Source organism: Pseudophaeobacter sp. (assembly GCF_048267565.1).
GTDB lineage: Bacteria > Pseudomonadota > Alphaproteobacteria > Rhodobacterales > Rhodobacteraceae > Pseudophaeobacter > Pseudophaeobacter profundi.
Map to the genome: position 1 here is coordinate 299,434 of NZ_JBLWXG010000003.1, position 17,403 is coordinate 316,836.

Annotated in this window: 14 protein-coding genes; 11 read left to right on the forward strand and 3 right to left on the reverse strand. The window is 61.2% G+C overall.

Going from position 1 to position 17,403, the window contains the following annotated elements; all coding sequences use genetic code 11:
• The first annotated feature begins 125 nt into the window (after nucleotides 1-125).
• The 10 genes from ACN0VH_RS10010 (at nucleotide 126) to ACN0VH_RS10055 (ending at nucleotide 12,417) form a co-directional block, all read left to right on the forward strand.
• Nucleotides 126-707 (forward strand): GNAT family N-acetyltransferase, encoded by a 582-nt coding sequence (locus ACN0VH_RS10010; protein ID WP_417700533.1) that lies wholly within the window; start codon nucleotides 126-128, stop codon nucleotides 705-707.
• A 490-nt stretch (nucleotides 708-1,197) separates the two neighbouring features.
• A complete protein-coding gene (pdxR, locus tag ACN0VH_RS10015; protein ID WP_278922828.1) occupies nucleotides 1,198-2,658 on the forward strand; it encodes a MocR-like pyridoxine biosynthesis transcription factor PdxR in 1,461 nt (486 codons plus the stop codon).
• 215 nt (nucleotides 2,659-2,873) lie between these two features.
• A complete protein-coding gene (xsc, locus tag ACN0VH_RS10020; RefSeq protein WP_278922827.1) occupies nucleotides 2,874-4,646 on the forward strand; it encodes a sulfoacetaldehyde acetyltransferase in 1,773 nt (590 codons plus the stop codon).
• Nucleotides 4,647-4,651: 5 nt separating this feature from the next.
• Nucleotides 4,652-5,398 carry a TSUP family transporter gene (locus ACN0VH_RS10025; RefSeq protein WP_278922826.1) on the forward strand — a complete coding sequence of 249 codons (747 nt, stop codon included), beginning with the start codon at nucleotides 4,652-4,654 and terminating at the stop codon, nucleotides 5,396-5,398.
• Nucleotides 5,395-6,549 carry an acetate/propionate family kinase gene (locus tag ACN0VH_RS10030; RefSeq protein ID WP_417700534.1) on the forward strand — a complete coding sequence of 385 codons (1,155 nt, stop codon included), beginning with the start codon at nucleotides 5,395-5,397 and terminating at the stop codon, nucleotides 6,547-6,549. Before ACN0VH_RS10025 ends, ACN0VH_RS10030 begins: the two co-directional genes overlap by 4 nt.
• The gene (locus tag ACN0VH_RS10035) at nucleotides 6,546-6,713 is read left to right on the forward strand and encodes a hypothetical protein (protein ID WP_417700535.1); all 168 of its coding nucleotides are present in this window, start codon (nucleotides 6,546-6,548) and stop codon (nucleotides 6,711-6,713) included. Before ACN0VH_RS10030 ends, ACN0VH_RS10035 begins: the two co-directional genes overlap by 4 nt.
• Nucleotides 6,714-6,753: 40 nt before the next feature.
• Nucleotides 6,754-7,743, forward strand: coding sequence for a YeiH family protein (locus ACN0VH_RS10040; protein ID WP_278922907.1), 990 nt, complete (start codon nucleotides 6,754-6,756; stop codon nucleotides 7,741-7,743).
• Between the two features lie 55 nt (nucleotides 7,744-7,798).
• Nucleotides 7,799-10,639, forward strand: coding sequence for a molybdopterin oxidoreductase family protein (locus ACN0VH_RS10045; RefSeq protein ID WP_417700536.1), 2,841 nt, complete (start codon nucleotides 7,799-7,801; stop codon nucleotides 10,637-10,639).
• A 105-nt stretch (nucleotides 10,640-10,744) separates the two neighbouring features.
• The gene (locus ACN0VH_RS10050; protein ID WP_417700537.1) at nucleotides 10,745-11,527 is read left to right on the forward strand and encodes a 4Fe-4S dicluster domain-containing protein; all 783 of its coding nucleotides are present in this window, start codon (nucleotides 10,745-10,747) and stop codon (nucleotides 11,525-11,527) included.
• Entirely contained in the window at nucleotides 11,527-12,417 is an 891-nt protein-coding gene (locus ACN0VH_RS10055; protein WP_417700538.1) for a dimethyl sulfoxide reductase anchor subunit family protein, read from the forward strand. The genes ACN0VH_RS10050 and ACN0VH_RS10055 overlap by 1 nt, the downstream gene beginning before the upstream one ends.
• A 429-nt stretch (nucleotides 12,418-12,846) precedes the next feature.
• Here ACN0VH_RS10055 and dapA read toward each other — a convergent pair whose 3' ends face one another.
• Nucleotides 12,847-13,719 (reverse strand): 4-hydroxy-tetrahydrodipicolinate synthase, encoded by an 873-nt coding sequence (gene dapA / locus ACN0VH_RS10060; protein ID WP_278922821.1) that lies wholly within the window; start codon nucleotides 13,717-13,719, stop codon nucleotides 12,847-12,849.
• A gap of 138 nt (nucleotides 13,720-13,857) precedes the next feature.
• Between dapA and ACN0VH_RS10065 the strand changes: the two genes are divergently transcribed.
• The gene (locus ACN0VH_RS10065) at nucleotides 13,858-15,825 is read left to right on the forward strand and encodes a lytic transglycosylase domain-containing protein (RefSeq protein WP_417700539.1); all 1,968 of its coding nucleotides are present in this window, start codon (nucleotides 13,858-13,860) and stop codon (nucleotides 15,823-15,825) included.
• Here ACN0VH_RS10065 and ACN0VH_RS10070 read toward each other — a convergent pair.
• Both ACN0VH_RS10070 and mnmC2 read right to left on the reverse strand, forming a co-directional pair.
• Entirely contained in the window at nucleotides 15,784-16,683 is a 900-nt protein-coding gene (locus ACN0VH_RS10070) for a DMT family transporter (protein WP_417700540.1), read from the reverse strand. The two genes, ACN0VH_RS10065 and ACN0VH_RS10070, sit on opposite strands and share 42 nt — an antisense overlap.
• Nucleotides 16,680-17,348 carry a tRNA (5-methylaminomethyl-2-thiouridine)(34)-methyltransferase MnmC2 gene (gene mnmC2 / locus ACN0VH_RS10075; RefSeq protein WP_417700541.1) on the reverse strand — a complete coding sequence of 223 codons (669 nt, stop codon included), beginning with the start codon at nucleotides 17,346-17,348 and terminating at the stop codon, nucleotides 16,680-16,682. Before mnmC2 ends, ACN0VH_RS10070 begins: the two co-directional genes overlap by 4 nt.
• Nucleotides 17,349-17,403 lie beyond the last annotated feature (55 nt).

Consider the following 17,403-nt stretch of genomic DNA (forward strand, 5'->3'; position numbering starts at 1 on the left):
GAACCAGAGGCAACACCCTGGCCAATTGGACTGGTGAAATTATAGAAAGGCGGCCCTGTCTATGGGGCCGCCTTTTTGGCATTTCTGTTGGGACAACCAACCGCAACAGCTCAAAGGATCGTCCCATGTGGGCACAGCCCGTCACGCTCACAGGCCAAAAGGTCACCCTTGTCCAGCTCTCGCAGGACCATGCCGCCGATCTGGCCAAGGCCAGCGCCGATGGAAACCTCTCCGCGCTTTGGTACACGATGATCCCGGCACCGGACGCGGTTCCAGCCGAGATCGAACGCCGTCTGGCGCTGCAAGACACAGGCAGCATGCTGCCCTTTGCGATCCTCGACGCCACAGGGCAGGCCGTTGGCATGACCACCTATATGAACATCGACGCTGCCAATCAGCGGCTCGAAATTGGCTCTACATGGTATCGCAAATCGGTACAGCGCTCGGGGGTGAACACTGAATGCAAACTACTGATGCTGCGCCATGCCTTTGAGGCTCTTGATGCCATCGCCGTGGAATTTCGCACCCATGTGATCAACCATCAAAGCCGACGCGCCATCGAACGGCTCGGTGCCAGGCTGGACGGCATCCTGCGCGCCCATATGAAAATGGCCAATGGCACTATTCGCGACACCGCTGTCTATTCGATCACAGCCGCTGAATGGCCCATGATCCAGGCTCATCTGCAACACCTGATACAGCGCTGATTCAATCCACCGGCGGGTCAAGGAGGCCAAAGGCCCCGCCGAATGGCGGCTTGTCCTTGAGGCGCCTTGCAAAATACACTCAAAACCGGCTCTGCAGGGCCATCTCAGCAATAAACCTGTCATTTTCAGCCTAAACCCCCGCCCATAGTGCAAAGTGGGTGCCACAAACGCCACTGCGCCGCGCGCAAGCGCGGCGCCGGGCCCAACGGGTGGCAGGTCTTCTTTGAAGGCCAACACCGGGCGGGAGCCCCGCCTGAAAACCGCCTGAAAACCCGCATCCTCAGTCCTGTGGCAATAGCCGCCAAACCAATGCCGTCGCCGGGATCAAACTGAGAGCCCATGCGCCGTATCTTCCCTGACCCGTCCGTCCCGCCCAAAAATCCAGCAAAGGCGTTGCGTGGTCCCGCCGCGACAGACGCAGGCCAAGGAATTTTCATCCAGCGGCGTAAGTCCAGATTGCGCCACAGTTATGTCCACCCTAAGGTGCCCCATGGCAATTTCTGTTGATACCTTCTTTTTGAACTCGGACGCCCAGGGCACCCTGCAGGCGCAGATCCAGGAAATGATCGCCGAAGGCATTCTTTCGGGGCGCTTCCGCGTCGGAGAAAAGCTGCCCTCCTCGCGCAAGCTGGCGGTGCACCTTGGCATCAGCCGTATCACCGTGACGCTGGCCTATACCGAACTATTGGCAAATGACTATCTGACCTCGCGCGGGCGGTCGGGATATTTTGTCTCGGAAAATGCGCCTGTGCCCCCCAGCTATACGCCCCCGGTGAAATCCGAAGAAGCGGTGGACTGGAGCCAGGCGCTGGTGCGCACCTTCACTGGCGGTGACACCCCGCGCAAGGCCCGCGACTGGCGCAGCTATCGCTATCCCTTTATCTATGGGCAGGCGGATCCATCGCTGTTTGACCATGCCAACTGGCGGCTGTGTTCACTGCGCGCTCTGGGGCAAAAGGACTTTGCCGCGCTGACGGATGATTACTTTGATCAGGACGACCCGCTGTTGATCGAATATATCGCCCGTCACACCCTGCCCCGGCGCGGGGTGATTGCACGCCCGGAACAGATCCTGATCACCCTTGGTGCCCAGAATGCCCTGTGGTTGGCCAGTCAGTTGTTACTGAACCGCGGCCGCAAGGCCACCATCGAAGACCCGACCTATTACACCCTGCGCGACCAGCTTTCGCATCTGCGCTGCCAGGTGGATTGCATTCCGGTGGATGGCGATGGCCTGCCGCCGCAAGACATCGCAGAAGACACCGACGTGATCTTTTGCACCCCCAGCCACCAGAGCCCGACCACCGCAACCATGCCGATGGCCCGCCGCAAGGCCCTGTTGCAACGGGCCCATGATATCGACGCGGTGATTGTCGAAGACGACTACGAATTCGAAATGTCCTTTCTTGGTGCCCCCTCGCCCGCGCTGAAATCCCTCGATGCCGATGGCCGTGTCATCTATGTTGGCAGCTTTTCCAAATCGCTGTTTCCGGGCCTGCGCCTGGGCTACATGGTCGGTTCCGAAGCCTTTATCCGCCAGGCCCGCGCCCTGCGCGCCAATGTTCTGCGCCACCCGCCCGGCCATATCCAGCGCACCGTCGCCTACTTCCTGTCGCTGGGCCACTACGATTCCCAGATCCGTCGCACCGCCAAGGTGCTGCATGACCGCCGCCATGTCATCGAAGAAGCCGTGAATACCCATGGGCTGACGGTCTCTGGGGTTGGCGTTTATGGCGGCTCGTCCCTATGGATGCACGCGCCCGACGGTGTTGATATGGCTGAGGTCGCAGCCAGGCTGAAACCCGAGAGCGTGATTATCGAACCCGGCGCGCCGTTCTTTTCCGCCCAGAACCGCCAGCACAATTACTTTCGGCTGGGCTATTCCTCGATTGCTGCCAATCGCATCGCACCAGGGCTGGCGCTCTTGGCAAAGGCACTGAAGCAGGGCTGAAGTCCGATCTTCTGCGCCCGGGGTGAAAGGCGTCGGCAGCACCGCGACGAGCCGCCAAAACAGGGCTTTTGCATCGGGGGGCATCATGGCGCAAATCCTTGGCTATATCCGCCTCTGAAACTGGCCCTATCTGCACGCGTCCTCTCTGGCCTAAACCAGTGGGAACCCCCGGTATCAGACCGGGGATCTTCATGTTTCACCCAGGAGCACCCGCCATGAAAATGACCACCGAGGAAGCCTTTGTCAAAACCCTGCAAATGCACGGTATTCAGCATGCCTTTGGCATTATCGGGTCGGCCATGATGCCGATTTCCGATATCTTCCCCAAGGCCGGCATCACCTTCTGGGACTGCGCCCATGAAGGATCGGGCGGCATGATGGCGGATGGCTACACCCGCGCCACCGGCAAGATGTCGATGATGATCGCCCAGAACGGCCCCGGCATCACCAACTTTGTGACAGCTGTGAAAACCGCCTACTGGAACCACACACCACTCTTGCTGGTGACCCCGCAGGCCGCCAACAAGACCATCGGCCAGGGCGGTTTCCAGGAAATGGAGCAGATGCGCATGTTTGCCGACTGCGTCTGCTACCAGGAAGAAGTGCGCGACCCATCCCGCGTGGCCGAGGTGCTGAACCGGGTGATCATGCAGGCCAAACGCGCATCAGCCCCCGCTCAGCTGAACATTCCCCGCGATATGTGGACCCAGGTGATCGACATTGCCCTGCCACAGATCGTCGAATTCGAACGCCCCGGTGGCGGCGAGACCTCGCTGCAAGAAGCTGCCGATCTGCTGTCCAGCGCCAAGTTTCCCGTCATTCTGAACGGCGCAGGCGTGGTGCTGGCCGGCGGTATCGAGGCCTCGAAAGAACTGGCTGAACGGCTTGGCGCGCCGGTCTGCGTTGGCTACCAGCACAACGATGCCTTCCCCGGTTCCCACCCGCTGTTTGCCGGGCCCTTGGGCTACAACGGGTCAAAGGCAGGGATGGAACTGATTGCCAAGGCCGACGTTGTTCTGGCCCTTGGCACCCGGTTGAACCCGTTTTCCACCCTGCCCGGCTATGGTATCGACTACTGGCCAACCGAGGCCAAGATCATCCAGGTTGATATCAACCCCGACCGCATTGGCCTGACCAAAAAGGTCACTGTGGGCATTGTCGGCGACGCCAAAAAAGTTGCCACCTCGATCCTGGCGCGGCTGTCGGACAGCGCAGGCGATGCGGGCCGTGATGAACGGATTGCGCTGATCTCGACAGCGAAATCCACCTGGGCGCAGCAGCTGTCCTCGATGGATCATGAAGACGACGATCCCGGCACCACCTGGAACGAACGCGCCCGCGCTGACAAACCCGAATGGATGAGCCCCCGCATGGCTTGGCGGGCAATTCAGGCGGCCCTGCCAAAAGAAGCGATCATCTCGTCCGACATCGGCAACAACTGCGCCATCGGCAATGCCTACCCCTCGTTCGATGACAGCCGCAAATATCTGGCACCGGGCCTGTTTGGTCCCTGTGGCTATGGCCTGCCTGCGGTTGTCGGCGCCAAGATCGGCTGCCCCGATGTGCCGGTTGTCGGCTTTTCTGGCGATGGCGCCTTTGGTATCGCGGTGAACGAGCTGACAGCCATTGGCCGCGGAGAATGGCCCGCCGTCACCCAGGTGGTGTTCCGCAATTACCAGTGGGGCGCGGAAAAGCGCAATTCGACCCTGTGGTTTGACGACAACTTCGTTGGCACCGAACTGGACCAGCAGGTGTCCTACGCCGGTATCGCCAGCGCCTGCGGCCTGAAAGGCGTTGTCGCCCGCACCATGGACGAGCTGACCGCAGCCCTGGCCCAGGCGGTTACAGACCAGAAGAATGGTATCACCACCCTGATCGAGGCGATGATCAACCAGGAACTGGGCGAGCCTTTCCGCCGCGACGCGATGAAAAAGCCCGTATCCGTGGCAGGGATTGACCCGGCAGACATGCGCGAACAGCAGGTCTGACCCACATGAACCTGCCCTTTGATCTGACATCTGGCCAAGGGGCATATCTGGCCGCCGCCTTGTTTGCGGCGGCCGGGATTCGTGGTTATTCCGGTTTTGGGTTTTCCGCGATCTTTATCATTCTGGCGGCCCTTACCACCAATCCGCTGCCGCTGATCCCGGTGATCTTTACCTGCGAAATCACCATGACGCTGTTTCAGGCGCGCGGCATCCGGGCCCATGTCGATTGGCGCCGGGCCAGCGGGCTGCTGCTAGGCGCAGTGCTTACGGTGATCCCGGCGGTGGCGCTGATGGCGCGGCTTGATCCCCTGCAGGCGCGGCTTGCGGTCTCGGGGTTGATCCTGGTGCTAAGCCTGATCCTGCTGAGCGGCTGGCAGTTCACCCGCCCCATCGGCATACTGGGCCACACCGGCATTGGCATGATCTCTGGCACTGCCAATGCGGCTGGCGTCGGGGGCCTGCCCACCGCAGCCTTTCTATCGGCGCAGGTGATCGCGCCCGCCACCTTTCGCGCCACAATGATTGTATTTCTGACCGGGATCGACCTGATGGCGCTGCCCGCGATGTCCGCGCATGGGCTGGTCACGGGCGAAACGGTTATTGCAGCCCTGCTGGCCTTTCCCATCCTTGGCGCTGGCGTCTGGCTTGGCAGTCAGGGCTTTGCCCGCGCTGATCCCGCCGGGTTTCGCCGCAAGGTCGTTCTGCTGCTTGCCGCGCTTGCGGGCCTCAACATCGTGAAGGTGGCGCTATGAGCACCCCAGCCGACATCCTGGTCCTGAACACAGGCTCTTCTTCGGTGAAGTTCGCCCTGTTCGACGCGACCCTGCAAGAACGGCTCAGCGGGGTGGCCGAGGGCATTGGCGGCGGGGGGCATCTGCGGATCGCAAACACCGACAGGGCCTTGGATCTGCCGGATCACAGCGCCGCGCTGGCGGCGGTTCTGCAAGAGCTTACCGAGGCAGGCACCGGCCCGGCCAGCCTGCGCGCGGTGGCGCATCGGGTGGTCCATGGCGGCACCAGCCTTACCCGCCCCACGCCTATCACAGACGCGGTGCGGGCCGGGATCGACGCCTGCGTACCACTGGCACCTCTGCACAATCCACATGCGCTTGCGGCGATTGATGCACTGGACCACCTGGCCCCCGATCTGGCGCAATATGCCAGTTTCGACACCGCCTTTCACGCCACCGCCCCCGAGGTGGCGCAGCGCTACGCCCTGCCCCCGAAGGCAGAGGCTCTGGGGCTGCGTCGCTACGGTTTTCACGGGCTGTCCTACGCCGCCCTCTGCCGCCGCCTGCCAGAAATCTCGGGGCGGCCGCTCCCCTCGCGGCTGCTTGCCTTTCACCTGGGCAATGGGGCATCCATCTGCGCCATCCATGCGGGTCAATCCGTCGCCACAACCATGGGATATTCGCCGCTAGAAGGGCTGACCATGGGCACGCGTGTCGGCACGCTTGATCCCAATGCGACCCTGCGCCTGGTGGAAGAAATCGGCCTGCGCGAAACCAAGCTTCTGCTGAACAGCCACTCCGGCCTTGCCGGCCTGTCTGGCGGCCTGTCGGATATGCGGGCACTGGAACAAGCGGGCACGGCAGCGGCGGATTTTGCCATTGATCATTTTTGCTACTGGGCCATCCGCCATGGCCACAGCCTGATTGGCGCCATGGGCGGCTGTGATGCCATCGCCTTTACCGGCGGTATCGGCGAGAACGCCCGCAACATCCGCGCCCGCATTCTGGATGGCTTTGCCTGGCTTGGCTGTGCCATCGACCCAGAGCGCAACGCTCAAAACGCCGCCTGCCTGACGCGCCAAGCCGATACACCAGCCGCCTGGATCATCCCCGCCGAGGAAGAGCGCCAGATCGCCATGGATACCCGCACCCTGATCGAGGCGCAGCAATGACACGAAAGACAAACGCCCTGATTTTTCCACATAATCGGAACGCGCTTCCTGTTTTTGATGGTGAAATAGAAAAATTGCTTTGCATCGTGGGGTATGCGCAAATGACGACTGAAATTCCACGCCTGCGTTTTGCAGCTCTGCCGCGAAAGCCCTGCCTTGACTGACACCGCCCTGCCCACCCGCATAACGCTGACAGCCCAGGCCCTGCGCAGCCATGCGAAGGAACTGTTTCCCGGCGTTGCGGTCTCGATCATCGTTGCGGTCACGGCACAGTTTCTTGCCGAACACTATGACACCCCTGCAATGTTGCTGGCACTGCTGCTGGGCATCGCCGTCAGCTTTCTGGGCGAAGAGGGCAAGACCGTTCCAGGGATCGCCTTTTCGGCCCGCACATTGCTGCGCCTTGGCATCGCCTTTCTGGGGGTGCGGGTCTCGATGGGGGTGATGATGGGGCTGGGCTGGCAGTTGATCGCCCTGGTGGCGGGGGGCGTTGTGGCCACCATCTGCTTTGGTTTGCTGGTGGCCCGTGCCTTTGGCCACAAATGGCGGTTTGCCCTGTTAACTGCGGGTTCCGTCGCCATCTGCGGTGCCTCGGCGGCCATGGCCATCAGCGCCATCCTGCCCCGGGATGAGCGCTCGGAGGAGCGGCTGATCTTCACCGTGATGGGGGTGACGGTCTTGTCGACCATTGCGATGATAGCCTATCCCATTCTGGTCAACCTTCTGGAACTAGACGCCAATCAGGCCGGTGTTTTCCTGGGCGGCACCATCCACGATGTCGCCCAGGTGGTCGGTGCCGGCTTTTCCATTTCAGAACAGACCGGCGACAGCGCCACCCTGGTCAAGCTGATCCGGGTGGCCATGCTGGCCCCCATCGTTCTGGTCGCCTCTTTGCTGATCCGCGCCTATGCAAAGCTACCCGCAGACGGCCCCCGCCCGCCGCTGCTGCCCGGCTTTGTCATCGCCTTTCTGCTGCTCGCCGGGCTCAGCTCTGCCGGGCTGGTCCCCGCTGCGGTAAGCAGCTTCCTAAGCCAGGCCTCACGCTGGCTGTTGCTGACCGCGATTGCGGCGGTGGGCATGAAAAGCAACCTGAAACAGGTGCTGGCCGTCGGAGGCGCCGCCATTGCCCTGCTGATCATTGAAACACTCTTTATTGCCGGGTTTATCCTGGCGGGGATCATGGTTCTGACCTGATCCGATACTCAGACAAGCCTGCACACAGGCAAGCCAACAGGTTAAGGGAGGCCAGATGACATTCCAGCAACCCCAGGTGGAGACATCCCCCAAGGTATCAGACGAAATCCGCCAGACCACCTGCTACATGTGCGCCTGTCGCTGTGGCATCAATGTCCATATGAAGACTAATGAGGATGGCAAGAAAGAGGTCGCCTATATCGAAGGCAACCGCGATCATCCGGTCAACAAAGGCGTACTTTGTGCCAAGGGCTCCGCCGGGATCATGCAGCACAACGCCCCCTCGCGACTGCGCGCACCGCTGAAACGGGTGGGGCCGCGCGGATCAGGCGAGTTTGAGGAAATCTCCTGGGACGAGGCGCTGGAGATCGCCGCGGGCTGGCTGGAGCCGATCCGCCGCGATGATCCCTCCAAGCTGGCCTTTTTCACTGGCCGGGATCAGTCGCAGTCTTTCACCGGCTTCTGGGCGCAGAACTTTGGCACCTGTAACTACGCAGCACATGGCGGCTTCTGCTCGGTCAATATGGCGACGGCCGGCATCTACACCATGGGCGGTGCCTTTTGGGAGTTCGGCCAGCCCGACTGGGACCACACCAAATTGTTCATGCTGTTTGGCGTGGCCGAAGATCACGACAGCAACCCGATCAAAATGGGCCTCGGCAAGATCAAGGCCCGCGGCGCGCGGGTAATCGGCGTCAATCCGATCCGCTCGGGCTATAACGCCATCGCAGATGACTGGGTTGGCATCACCCCCGGCACCGATGGGTTGTTCATTCTGGCACTGGTGCATGAGCTGATGAAGGCCGGCAAGATCGATCTCGATTACCTCAGCCGCTACACCAATGCGCCGGTGCTGGTGAACCAGGACCCCAATTCACCAGACAAGGGCCTGTTCCTGCGCGACGACCACGGCACCCCGCTGGTGATCAACCGCAAGACCAGCAAACTGGCCCCTTTTGACATGCACGGCGTGCGCCCCGACCTGGGCGGCAGTTTCAAGCTGGGTGATGTCACCCATGTCTCGGTCTTCCAACTGATGGCCCAGCGTTACCTGAAAGACGAATACGCCCCCGAAGCCGTGGCCGAGCGCTGCGGCATCCCGGCCAACCGCATCCGTGCCATCGCCGCCGAACTGGCCCGCGTCGCCTTTGACGAAGCCTTTGAGCTGGACCAGGAGTGGACAGATTTTCGCGGCGAAAAACACGACAAGATGATCGGCCGCCCCGTGGCCATGCACGCCATGCGCGGTGTCTCAGCCCATGCCAATGGCTTTCAGACCTGTCGCGCCCTGCATGTGTTGCAGATCCTGCTTGGCACGGTCGAGGCCCCCGGCGGCTTTCGCTTCAAACCACCCTATCCCAAACCGGTTGAGGCCCACCCGGCCCCGCATTGTCGCGTCACCCCCAACAAACCGCTGGATGGCCCGCACCTGGGCTTTGTGCATGGCCCCGAACATCTGGCGCTGAAAAGTGATGGCAGCCCGGCGCGCATCGACAAGGCCTTCACCTGGGAAAACCCGATGTCCAGCCACGGGCTGATGCATATGGTGATCTCCAACGCCCATGCAGGCGACCCCTACAAGATCGACACCCTGTTCATGTATATGGCCAATATGTCGTGGAACTCCTCGATGAATACCGGCGGCGTGATCGAGATGCTGACAGACAAGGACGCCGACGGCGACTACAAGATCCCCCGCATTATCTATTCCGATGCCTATTCTTCGGAAATGGTGGCCTATGCCGATCTGATCCTGCCCGATACCACCTATCTGGAGCGCCACGACTGTATTTCCATGCTGGATCGCCCGATCTGCGAAGCCGACGGCGCCGCCGACGCAATCCGCTGGCCAGTGATCGAACCTGACCGGGACGTGCGGGGGTTTCAGACCGTGCTGGTGCAATTGGCCAACAAAATGAAACTGCCCGGCTTCACCCATGAGGACGGCAGCGCCAAATGGCAGGACTACGCCGATTATATCATCAACCACGAGCGTAAACCCGGCATCGGCCCGCTGGCAGGTTTTCGAGGCCCCGATGGCGACAAATCCGGACGCGGTGCGCCAAACCCGCAGCAGCTGGACAACTACATCAAAAACGGCGGCTTCTTTGTCGAACATATCCCCACCGAGGCCAGCTACTTCAAACCCTGGAACATGGCCTATCAGGACTGGGCGGTGGACCTTGGGCTGTATGACAGCCCCCAGCCCTATCTGTTTCAACTCTATGTAGAGCCAATGCGCAAATTCCAGCTGGCCGCCGAAGGCCACGGTGAACGCCAGCCCCCCGAACACCTGCGTCAGCGCATCAAAGACACCATGGACCCGCTGCCGATCTGGTATCAGACCGACCAGCAGGGCAACGAGGGTTTCACCGTCAACGCCCTGACCCAACGCCCCATGGCGATGTATCACTCCTGGGGCAGTCAAAACGCCTGGCTCCGCCAGCTGCATGGGTACAACCCGCTCTATCTGCCGACAAAACTGATGCGACAGCACGGTTTGGCGGATGGCGACTGGGCCCGCGTCTCCTCTCCCCATGGTGAAATCACTGTGCCGGTGATGGAGATGGCCGCGCTCAACGACAACACGGTCTGGACCTGGAACGCCATCGGCAAACGCAAAGGTACCTGGGGCCTGCAGGAAGACGCCCCCGAAGCCACCAAGGGCTTCCTGCTCAACCACCTTATCCACGAGCTCATGCCCGCCAAAGGCGACGGGCTGCGCTGGGCCAACAGCGATCCCATTACCGGCCAGGCCGCTTGGTTCGACCTCAAGGTGAAAATCGAAAAAGCCGGCGCACCACAGGATTTCACCGAAAGCCAGCCGACACTGGCGTCGATCAAATCTCCTGTCGGCACCGGCCCCAAAAATCTGGCATGGAAGGTGGGAAAATGACCAAGCTCCTTCTCTGGCTCCCCGCCCCTTCATTTGGCCCCAAATATCCCGGGGTCCGGGGCAGCGCCCCGGTCCGTCCCAGCCCAAAACCGAAGGCCTGTTCTGATGACTGAACTCCCGACCACGACCACCCGCAAGATGGGCCTGGTCATCGACCTGGACACCTGCGTTGGCTGCCATGCCTGCGTGATTTCCTGCAAAGGCTGGAACACCGAAAACTATGGCGCGCCGCTGTCAGATCAGGATGCCTATGGCGCCGACCCTGTCGGCACCTTCCTCAACCGGGTTCACAGTTTCGAGGTACAGCCCGCTGCCACAGCGGCGCAGCCCGCCCCGGCAGCGCAGCTGATCCATTTCCCCAAATCCTGCCTGCACTGCGAAGACGCCCCCTGCGTCACCGTCTGCCCCACCGGCGCCAGCTACAAACGGGTCGAAGACGGCATCGTCTTGGTCAACGAAAGCGACTGCATCGGCTGCGGCCTCTGCGCCTGGTCCTGCCCTTACGGCGCACGTGAACTCGACCTGGCCGCCGGGGTGATGAAGAAATGCACCCTTTGCGTCGATCGGATTTACAATGAAAACCTGCCGGAAGTGGACCGCGTGCCCTCCTGCGTGCGCACCTGCCCCGCCGGGGCACGCCACTTTGGCGATCTTGGAGACCCAGACAGCGCGGTCAGCCAGTTGGTGGTTGAGCGCGGCGGCATGGATCTGATGCCAGAAATGGGCACCAAGCCGGTGAACAAATATCTGCCGCCGCGCCCCAAGGACACACTGGAGGATCAAGTCGACATTCTTGCACCGCTGCTGGCCCCCGCGATAGAAGATCCCGGCGGCTTCTTGGGCTGGCTGGACAAGGCGCTGGACAAACTTCCAGGAGGGAACGCCTGATGCATCCGGCACCATCTGTCATTCTTTTCACCACCCTGTCCGGCCTTGGCTTTGGCCTGCTGGCCTTTCTGGGGCTAGGCTATCCCGGAGTTACCGGTTGGGTGGCCTTTGTCTTTTACGCCATTGCCTACGGGCTGGCGGTTGGCGGCTTGCTGGCCTCGACCTTCCATCTTGGCCGCCCTGAACGCGCGCTCAAGGCCTTTAGCCAATGGCGTACAAGCTGGCTCAGCCGCGAAGGCATATGCGCCGTGGCGGCGCTGCTGGTGATGGGGCTCTATGCCATTGGTGCTATCTTTTTTGAAAACCACTGGCCTGTTCTGGGCATGATCGGCGCAGGGCTCAGCCTCGGCACGGTCTTTACCACCTCAATGATCTACACCCAGCTCAAGACCATTCCACGTTGGAACATGCCGCTGACACCGGTGATGTTCCTCAGCTTTTCTCTTGCCGGGGGAGCGCTGCTGGCTGGGCAAGAGAGCCTCGCCACCTGGCTCTTGCTGACGGCCGCAGCGATACAGCTGGCCTACTGGTGGCAGGGCGACAAGGCCTTTGCTGCCTCTGGCACTACCATGGCCAGTGCCACCGGGCTGGGCGGAGCCGGCGCAACCCTGCGTGCGTTTGAGCCGCCCCATACGGGCAGCAACTATCTGCTGCGCGAATTTGTCCATGTAGTCGGGCGCAAACACGCGCAAAAACTGCGCGCCATTGCACTGGTTATCGGCTTTATCCTGCCGGTTCTGTTGCTCGTGCTGCCGGTCGAGTCCACCCTGGTGAAACATCTGATGGCAGCCCTAGCCGTCGTGGCCCATATGGGCGGGGTTGCGGTGTCTCGTTGGCTATTCTTTGCCCAGGCCGAACATGTGGTTGGCCTGTATTACGGCAAACGCTAGGCGCAGCCCCGCAGCACTACCCCTGATCGGATAAATCCCATGCAGGCAATGGAAGAAACCATTGCATGCATGAACCAGGGACACAGTCTGATCGCGCTGGTAAACCTGCGCCTGCAGCATCCATAACCCCTCATGTGGCCCTCGCCAAAGGCGTCAGCGATCAAAGTTGGGAGGCTGCAGCGGATCTGCAAGCCCCGCATGCCAGACAAGACGCAACACCTGAACGGCGCTTTGACTGCGCCCCAAATTCAAGCGGGATGATCATAGGCGATACCTTTAGGGGTCAACCCCTCTGCGCCTACGGCGCATTCACCCCGAGGTATTTTGCGTAAGATGAAGATGGGGTCGCGGTACTGGGGACTGCGCAAACGAAACAGGCCCTGCAGAGCTGCAGGGCCTGTTCTATTTTAGAATAATCCGGGCTGAGACTTACAGCAGGCCGGCGTGCACCATGGCAGCGTCGATTGCAGCCTTGGTGGCATCTTCCAGGCCAGTCAGGGGCGAGCGGACGTCTTCGCTGCACAGGCCGAGCTTGCTGAGGCCATATTTGGCACCAACAAGGCCCGGCTCAATAAAGATCGCCTCATGCAGGGGCATCAGTTTATCCTGATATTCAAGTGCCTTGGAATAATCACCAGCGAGCGTTGCTGCCTGAAATTCTGCACAGAGGCGTGGCGCCACGTTGGCGGTGACCGAAATACAGCCAACACCACCATGGGCGTTAAAGCCCAGCGCAGTGGCATCTTCGCCCGAGAGCTGCACAAAATCGGCCCCACAAGAAGCGCGCTGCTGGCTGACCCGCGCGATATCGCCTGTGGCATCCTTGACACCGATGATCCGAGGCAGTTTTGCTAGGGTGCCCATGGTGGCGGGCGTCATATCGACGACGGAACGGCCGGGGATGTTGTAGATGATGATCGGTACATCGGCGCAGTCATGAGCCGCCTGAAAATGCGCCAGCAACCCGCGCTGTGTTGGCTTGTTGTAGTAGGGGGTGACCACCAGCGCCGCGTCTGCGCCGACCTTGTGTGCAAATTCAACGAAGCGAATCGTCTCAACCGTGTTGTTGGAGCCGGCACCGGCGATTACCGGCACCCGGCCTGCGGCGGCCTTGACCACCTCGGCGATCACTGCCTCGTGTTCTTCATGGGTGAGCGTCGGGCTTTCACCGGTGGTTCCAACCGGGACAAGCCCGCTGGAGCCTTCAGCAATGTGCCAGTCTACCAAGCGTTTAAGCGCATCCAGATCCAACGCGCCGTTTTGCAACGGGGTGACGAGGGCTGGCATAGAGCCTTTAAACATGGGTGCGCTCCCTTTGAGTTGGGTCTGGCAGGCGGAGGCCCGCCATCAGTGTACGCGTGATTGGTTTTCGAGTTGATCCCAACCACACACGGATTATCGTCAATGGCTCTATCCTCGGATCTACTATAAAAGCAAGCCATGACACGCATTCTCCTCATGATATCGCTGATCCTTTCCTTTGGATCTGTTACAAAAGCTCAGGCAACCCCCTTGCAGCGCGCATTGGAGTTGGTCCGTGCGGAGAAATGGCCAGAGGCCCTGACTGCCGTTGGGATGCAGACCACGGTGGCGCATGACATCGTTGAATGGCACCGGCTGCGGGCCAAGGAAGGCACGGCGGCGGATGTGGAGGCATTTCTGGTGCGCCGTCCTGACTGGCCCGGCCTGCCCTATCTGCGGCGGCGCAACGAAGAGCTGATCATCGAGAAATCCCACGCCCGGGTGCGCGCATTTTTTGCCGATCAGCCCCCCCAGACACCGGAAGGGGCCGCCAGCCTGGCGCGGGCGCATTTTGCCAAGGGCAATCAGGCGGAGGGCGAGGCAGAGCTGATCCGCGCCTGGCAGAAAATGCCGATGAGCGAGGAAACCCAGACCGCCTATCTGGCCGATCACGCCGCGCTGTTGCAACCACATCACGCGGCACGGATCAGTCAGCTGTTGTGGGATGGCCATGATGTCAGCGCCAGTCGCATGTTGCCCCTGGTCGCAGAGGGGCCGCGCGCCCTGGCAGAGGCCCGCATTGCCCTGCAAAAGCAGGCCGCCGGGGTTGATGCCAAGATCGAAGCCATCCCCGCCCAGCAGCAAGGCGATCCGGGCCTGGCCTATGATCGCTTTGCCTGGCGCGATCAAAAACGGCGGCAAGAGGACGCGATTACCCTGATGATGGATCGCAGTACCAGCACCGAGGCCCTGGGGCAGCCGGAAAAATGGCTGCGTCGGCGCCGCGATCTGGCCCGTCAGTTGATGCGCGATGGCGAAAACGAGCGGGCCTATCAACTGGCGGCGCATCATTTTGCCGCGCCTGACGCGGGCTATGGTTATTCCGATTGCGAATGGCTGGCCGGTTATATTGCACTGCGCAAACTCAAGGATGCCGAATTGGCAGCCTATCATTTTGAACGTTTCCTAGCCTCGGTTGAGACACCGATTTCTGTCGGGCGTGGCGGCTATTGGCTGGGACGCGCCCATGCGGCCCAAGGCAAGGTGGACAAGGCGCATGCGGCCTATGCCAAGGCCGCCAATTATCAGAGTTCATTCTATGGGCTTTTGGCAGCGCAGGCTCTGGGGCGCGGCTTTGATCCGGCGCTTGCTGCGCCACCGCAACAGCCTCCCTGGCGCAGCGCTGCGTTTATGGACTCCTCCGTTATCGAGGCTGGATTTCTGCTGATGCAGGCGGGCGACCTTTCCCTGGCTGAGCGTTTTTTCACCCATCAGGTGGAAAGCCTGCCCGCCGATCAGGCGCGTCAATTGGGCCAGATGGCGGTGGATATCAACGAACCCCATCTAGCAGTGATGATTGCCAAGCGTGCAGCGCAGGTCGGCATAGAACTGCACGGGGCCTATTATCCGCTGCACCCGGTTGCGACAAAAACTCTGCCAATGGCACCGGAAATGACCCTGGCCATCGCCCGCCGTGAGAGCGAGTTTGACCCAAGGGTCATCAGCCATGCCGGGGCGCGCGGATTGATGCAGGTGATGCCTGCCACGGCCAAGCTGGTGGCAGGCGAACTGGACATTCTGGACAAGCACAACACCAGCCGCCTGACCGCAGAATGGGATTATAACGCCAGACTGGGCAGCCAGTACCTTGCTGGGCTGGCAGGCAGGTTCAATGGCAATGTGGTGCTGATGGCCGCCGGGTATAACGCCGGCCCCCATCGCCCCACCGCCTGGATGGAACGCTACGGCGATCCGCGTGACGGCGACCCTGATATAATTGATTGGATCGAGCACATCCCCTTTAACGAGACGCGCAACTACGTGATGCGCGTCACCGAGAGCCTGCCCGTCTATCGCGCCCGGCTGGGCAAAACCCCGCTGCCCATCCCCTTCTCACAAGAGCTATCAGGCGCGAGCCTTGCGGCTTTCGCGCCAAAGGGTGAATAGGCCTGCCACCATGATCAGGGCCGCGCCGGTGGCCACATTGAGGCGAATAACTTCGCCAAAGATGCTGACCCCAAGGATCGCGGCCCAGATCAGGTGAAAATAGGCAAAGGGCTGCACCGCGCTGGCCTCGGCCATCTCGTAGCATTTGATCAACAACCAATGGCCCGCAACCCCAGAGACGCAGAGCAACGCCATCCAGAGCCAGTCTTGCTGGCTCATCGGTTCCCAGAACCAGACCCCGATCGAGGTCATAAAGACCATGCCAGCGGTTCCGGTCCAGAAAAAGCTGGTGGCGGTACTGTCCTGGCGCGCGACATAGCGGGTGATCAACCCATAAAGCGCAAACATCAGGGCCGCGACAAAGGGAATGACCGCCGCCGGGTTGAAGACCCCGCCCCCCGGCTGCAGAATGATCAGGACCCCAATCAGCCCTACCCCGATCGCGGCCCAACGACGCCAGCCGACGGTTTCGCCCAGGACCGGGCCGCTTAGCGCCGCCACCAAGAGTGGATAGCAGATAAAGACCGCTTGGCTTTCCACCAGGCCCAACAGGGTAAAGCCATAGACAGCAATGCATATCTCCGCCACGAGAAGCACCCCGCGAAACACCTGCAAACCCAGTTGGCGGGTACGGGCAACCGCGCGAATGCCGCCGGGCGCACGCAGGGCCAGGCACAGGACAAAGGCGGCAAAAAACCAATACCGCACCATGACCACCATATAGGTGTTATAAGTGCCCGCCAGATGGCGGGACATGCCATCCTGCAGGGCAAAAACAATCGTGGCGGCAATCATCAGCAGAATGCCCGCTGGCACATTGTTGCTCTGCGGTTTGGGGTCCGTTGCGATTGAGCTCATGCAAGCGTTGCCTTTGTCATATGTCTTTTGCGGCCAAATCCTGGCACCCGTGTCACGCTGAAGCCTGCCGTCTCCAGTCCGCGCCGCACAAAGCCTGCCGCCGTATAGGTGGCCAGCGATCCACCAGCTGCTGTATGCTTGGCCACCTGTTGCAGCAGATCCTCTTGCCACAACTCTGGGTTTTTCGCCGGAGAGAACCCATCCAGAAACCAAGCATTTGCCCGTCCTGTCCACTCTGGCAGCGACCTGCGGGCGTCGCCCTTGATCATTTCCAGCCTCAGTGTGCCAAGATCACAGCGACCGCTGCCCTGCCAGTGATCCAGGAAACGGCTGGCCCAGGGCGCGATTTCGGGAAAGGCCGCCAGCGCCCGCGCCATATCCGCAGGCAGCATGGGATAGGCCTCGAAACTGGTAAAGCGCAGCGCGCCGCTCTGGCCGCTTTCTTCCCAGGCGCGCCAAGTCGCCAGCATGTTCAGCCCGGTGCCAAAGCCCAGTTCCGCGACATGGAAATCCGGCGCAAACCGCCCTGGCAGATCATTGCCGCCCAAAAAGACATGGGCGGTTTCAGCCAGCCCGTTGTGTATCGAAAAATAGGGGTCATCAAACTGATCCGAGACGGGAATACGTTCGTCCCGCCAGCTGAGCCGGGCCTGCTGGTCTGTCATGCCATTTTCCCCTAAGTGATATCTGAAGCTGGTGCGCGCTGAATCGCAGCTCCGT

Coding starts and splice junctions, on each gene's coding strand:
- ACN0VH_RS10025 (WP_278922826.1), top strand. CDS start 4,652: ATGAACCTGCCCTTTGATCTGACATCTGGCCAAGGGGCATATCTGGCC.
- ACN0VH_RS10055 (WP_417700538.1), top strand. CDS start 11,527: ATGCATCCGGCACCATCTGTCATTCTTTTCACCACCCTGTCCGGCCTT.
- pdxR (WP_278922828.1), top strand. CDS start 1,198: ATGGCAATTTCTGTTGATACCTTCTTTTTGAACTCGGACGCCCAGGGC.
- ACN0VH_RS10050 (WP_417700537.1), top strand. CDS start 10,745: ATGACTGAACTCCCGACCACGACCACCCGCAAGATGGGCCTGGTCATC.
- xsc (WP_278922827.1), top strand. CDS start 2,874: ATGAAAATGACCACCGAGGAAGCCTTTGTCAAAACCCTGCAAATGCAC.
- mnmC2 (WP_417700541.1), bottom strand. CDS start 17,348: ATGACAGACCAGCAGGCCCGGCTCAGCTGGCGGGACGAACGTATTCCC.
- ACN0VH_RS10045 (WP_417700536.1), top strand. CDS start 7,799: ATGACATTCCAGCAACCCCAGGTGGAGACATCCCCCAAGGTATCAGAC.
- ACN0VH_RS10070 (WP_417700540.1), bottom strand. CDS start 16,683: ATGAGCTCAATCGCAACGGACCCCAAACCGCAGAGCAACAATGTGCCA.
- ACN0VH_RS10035 (WP_417700535.1), top strand. CDS start 6,546: ATGACACGAAAGACAAACGCCCTGATTTTTCCACATAATCGGAACGCG.
- dapA (WP_278922821.1), bottom strand. CDS start 13,719: ATGTTTAAAGGCTCTATGCCAGCCCTCGTCACCCCGTTGCAAAACGGC.
- ACN0VH_RS10030 (WP_417700534.1), top strand. CDS start 5,395: ATGAGCACCCCAGCCGACATCCTGGTCCTGAACACAGGCTCTTCTTCG.
- ACN0VH_RS10010 (WP_417700533.1), top strand. CDS start 126: ATGTGGGCACAGCCCGTCACGCTCACAGGCCAAAAGGTCACCCTTGTC.
- ACN0VH_RS10065 (WP_417700539.1), top strand. CDS start 13,858: ATGACACGCATTCTCCTCATGATATCGCTGATCCTTTCCTTTGGATCT.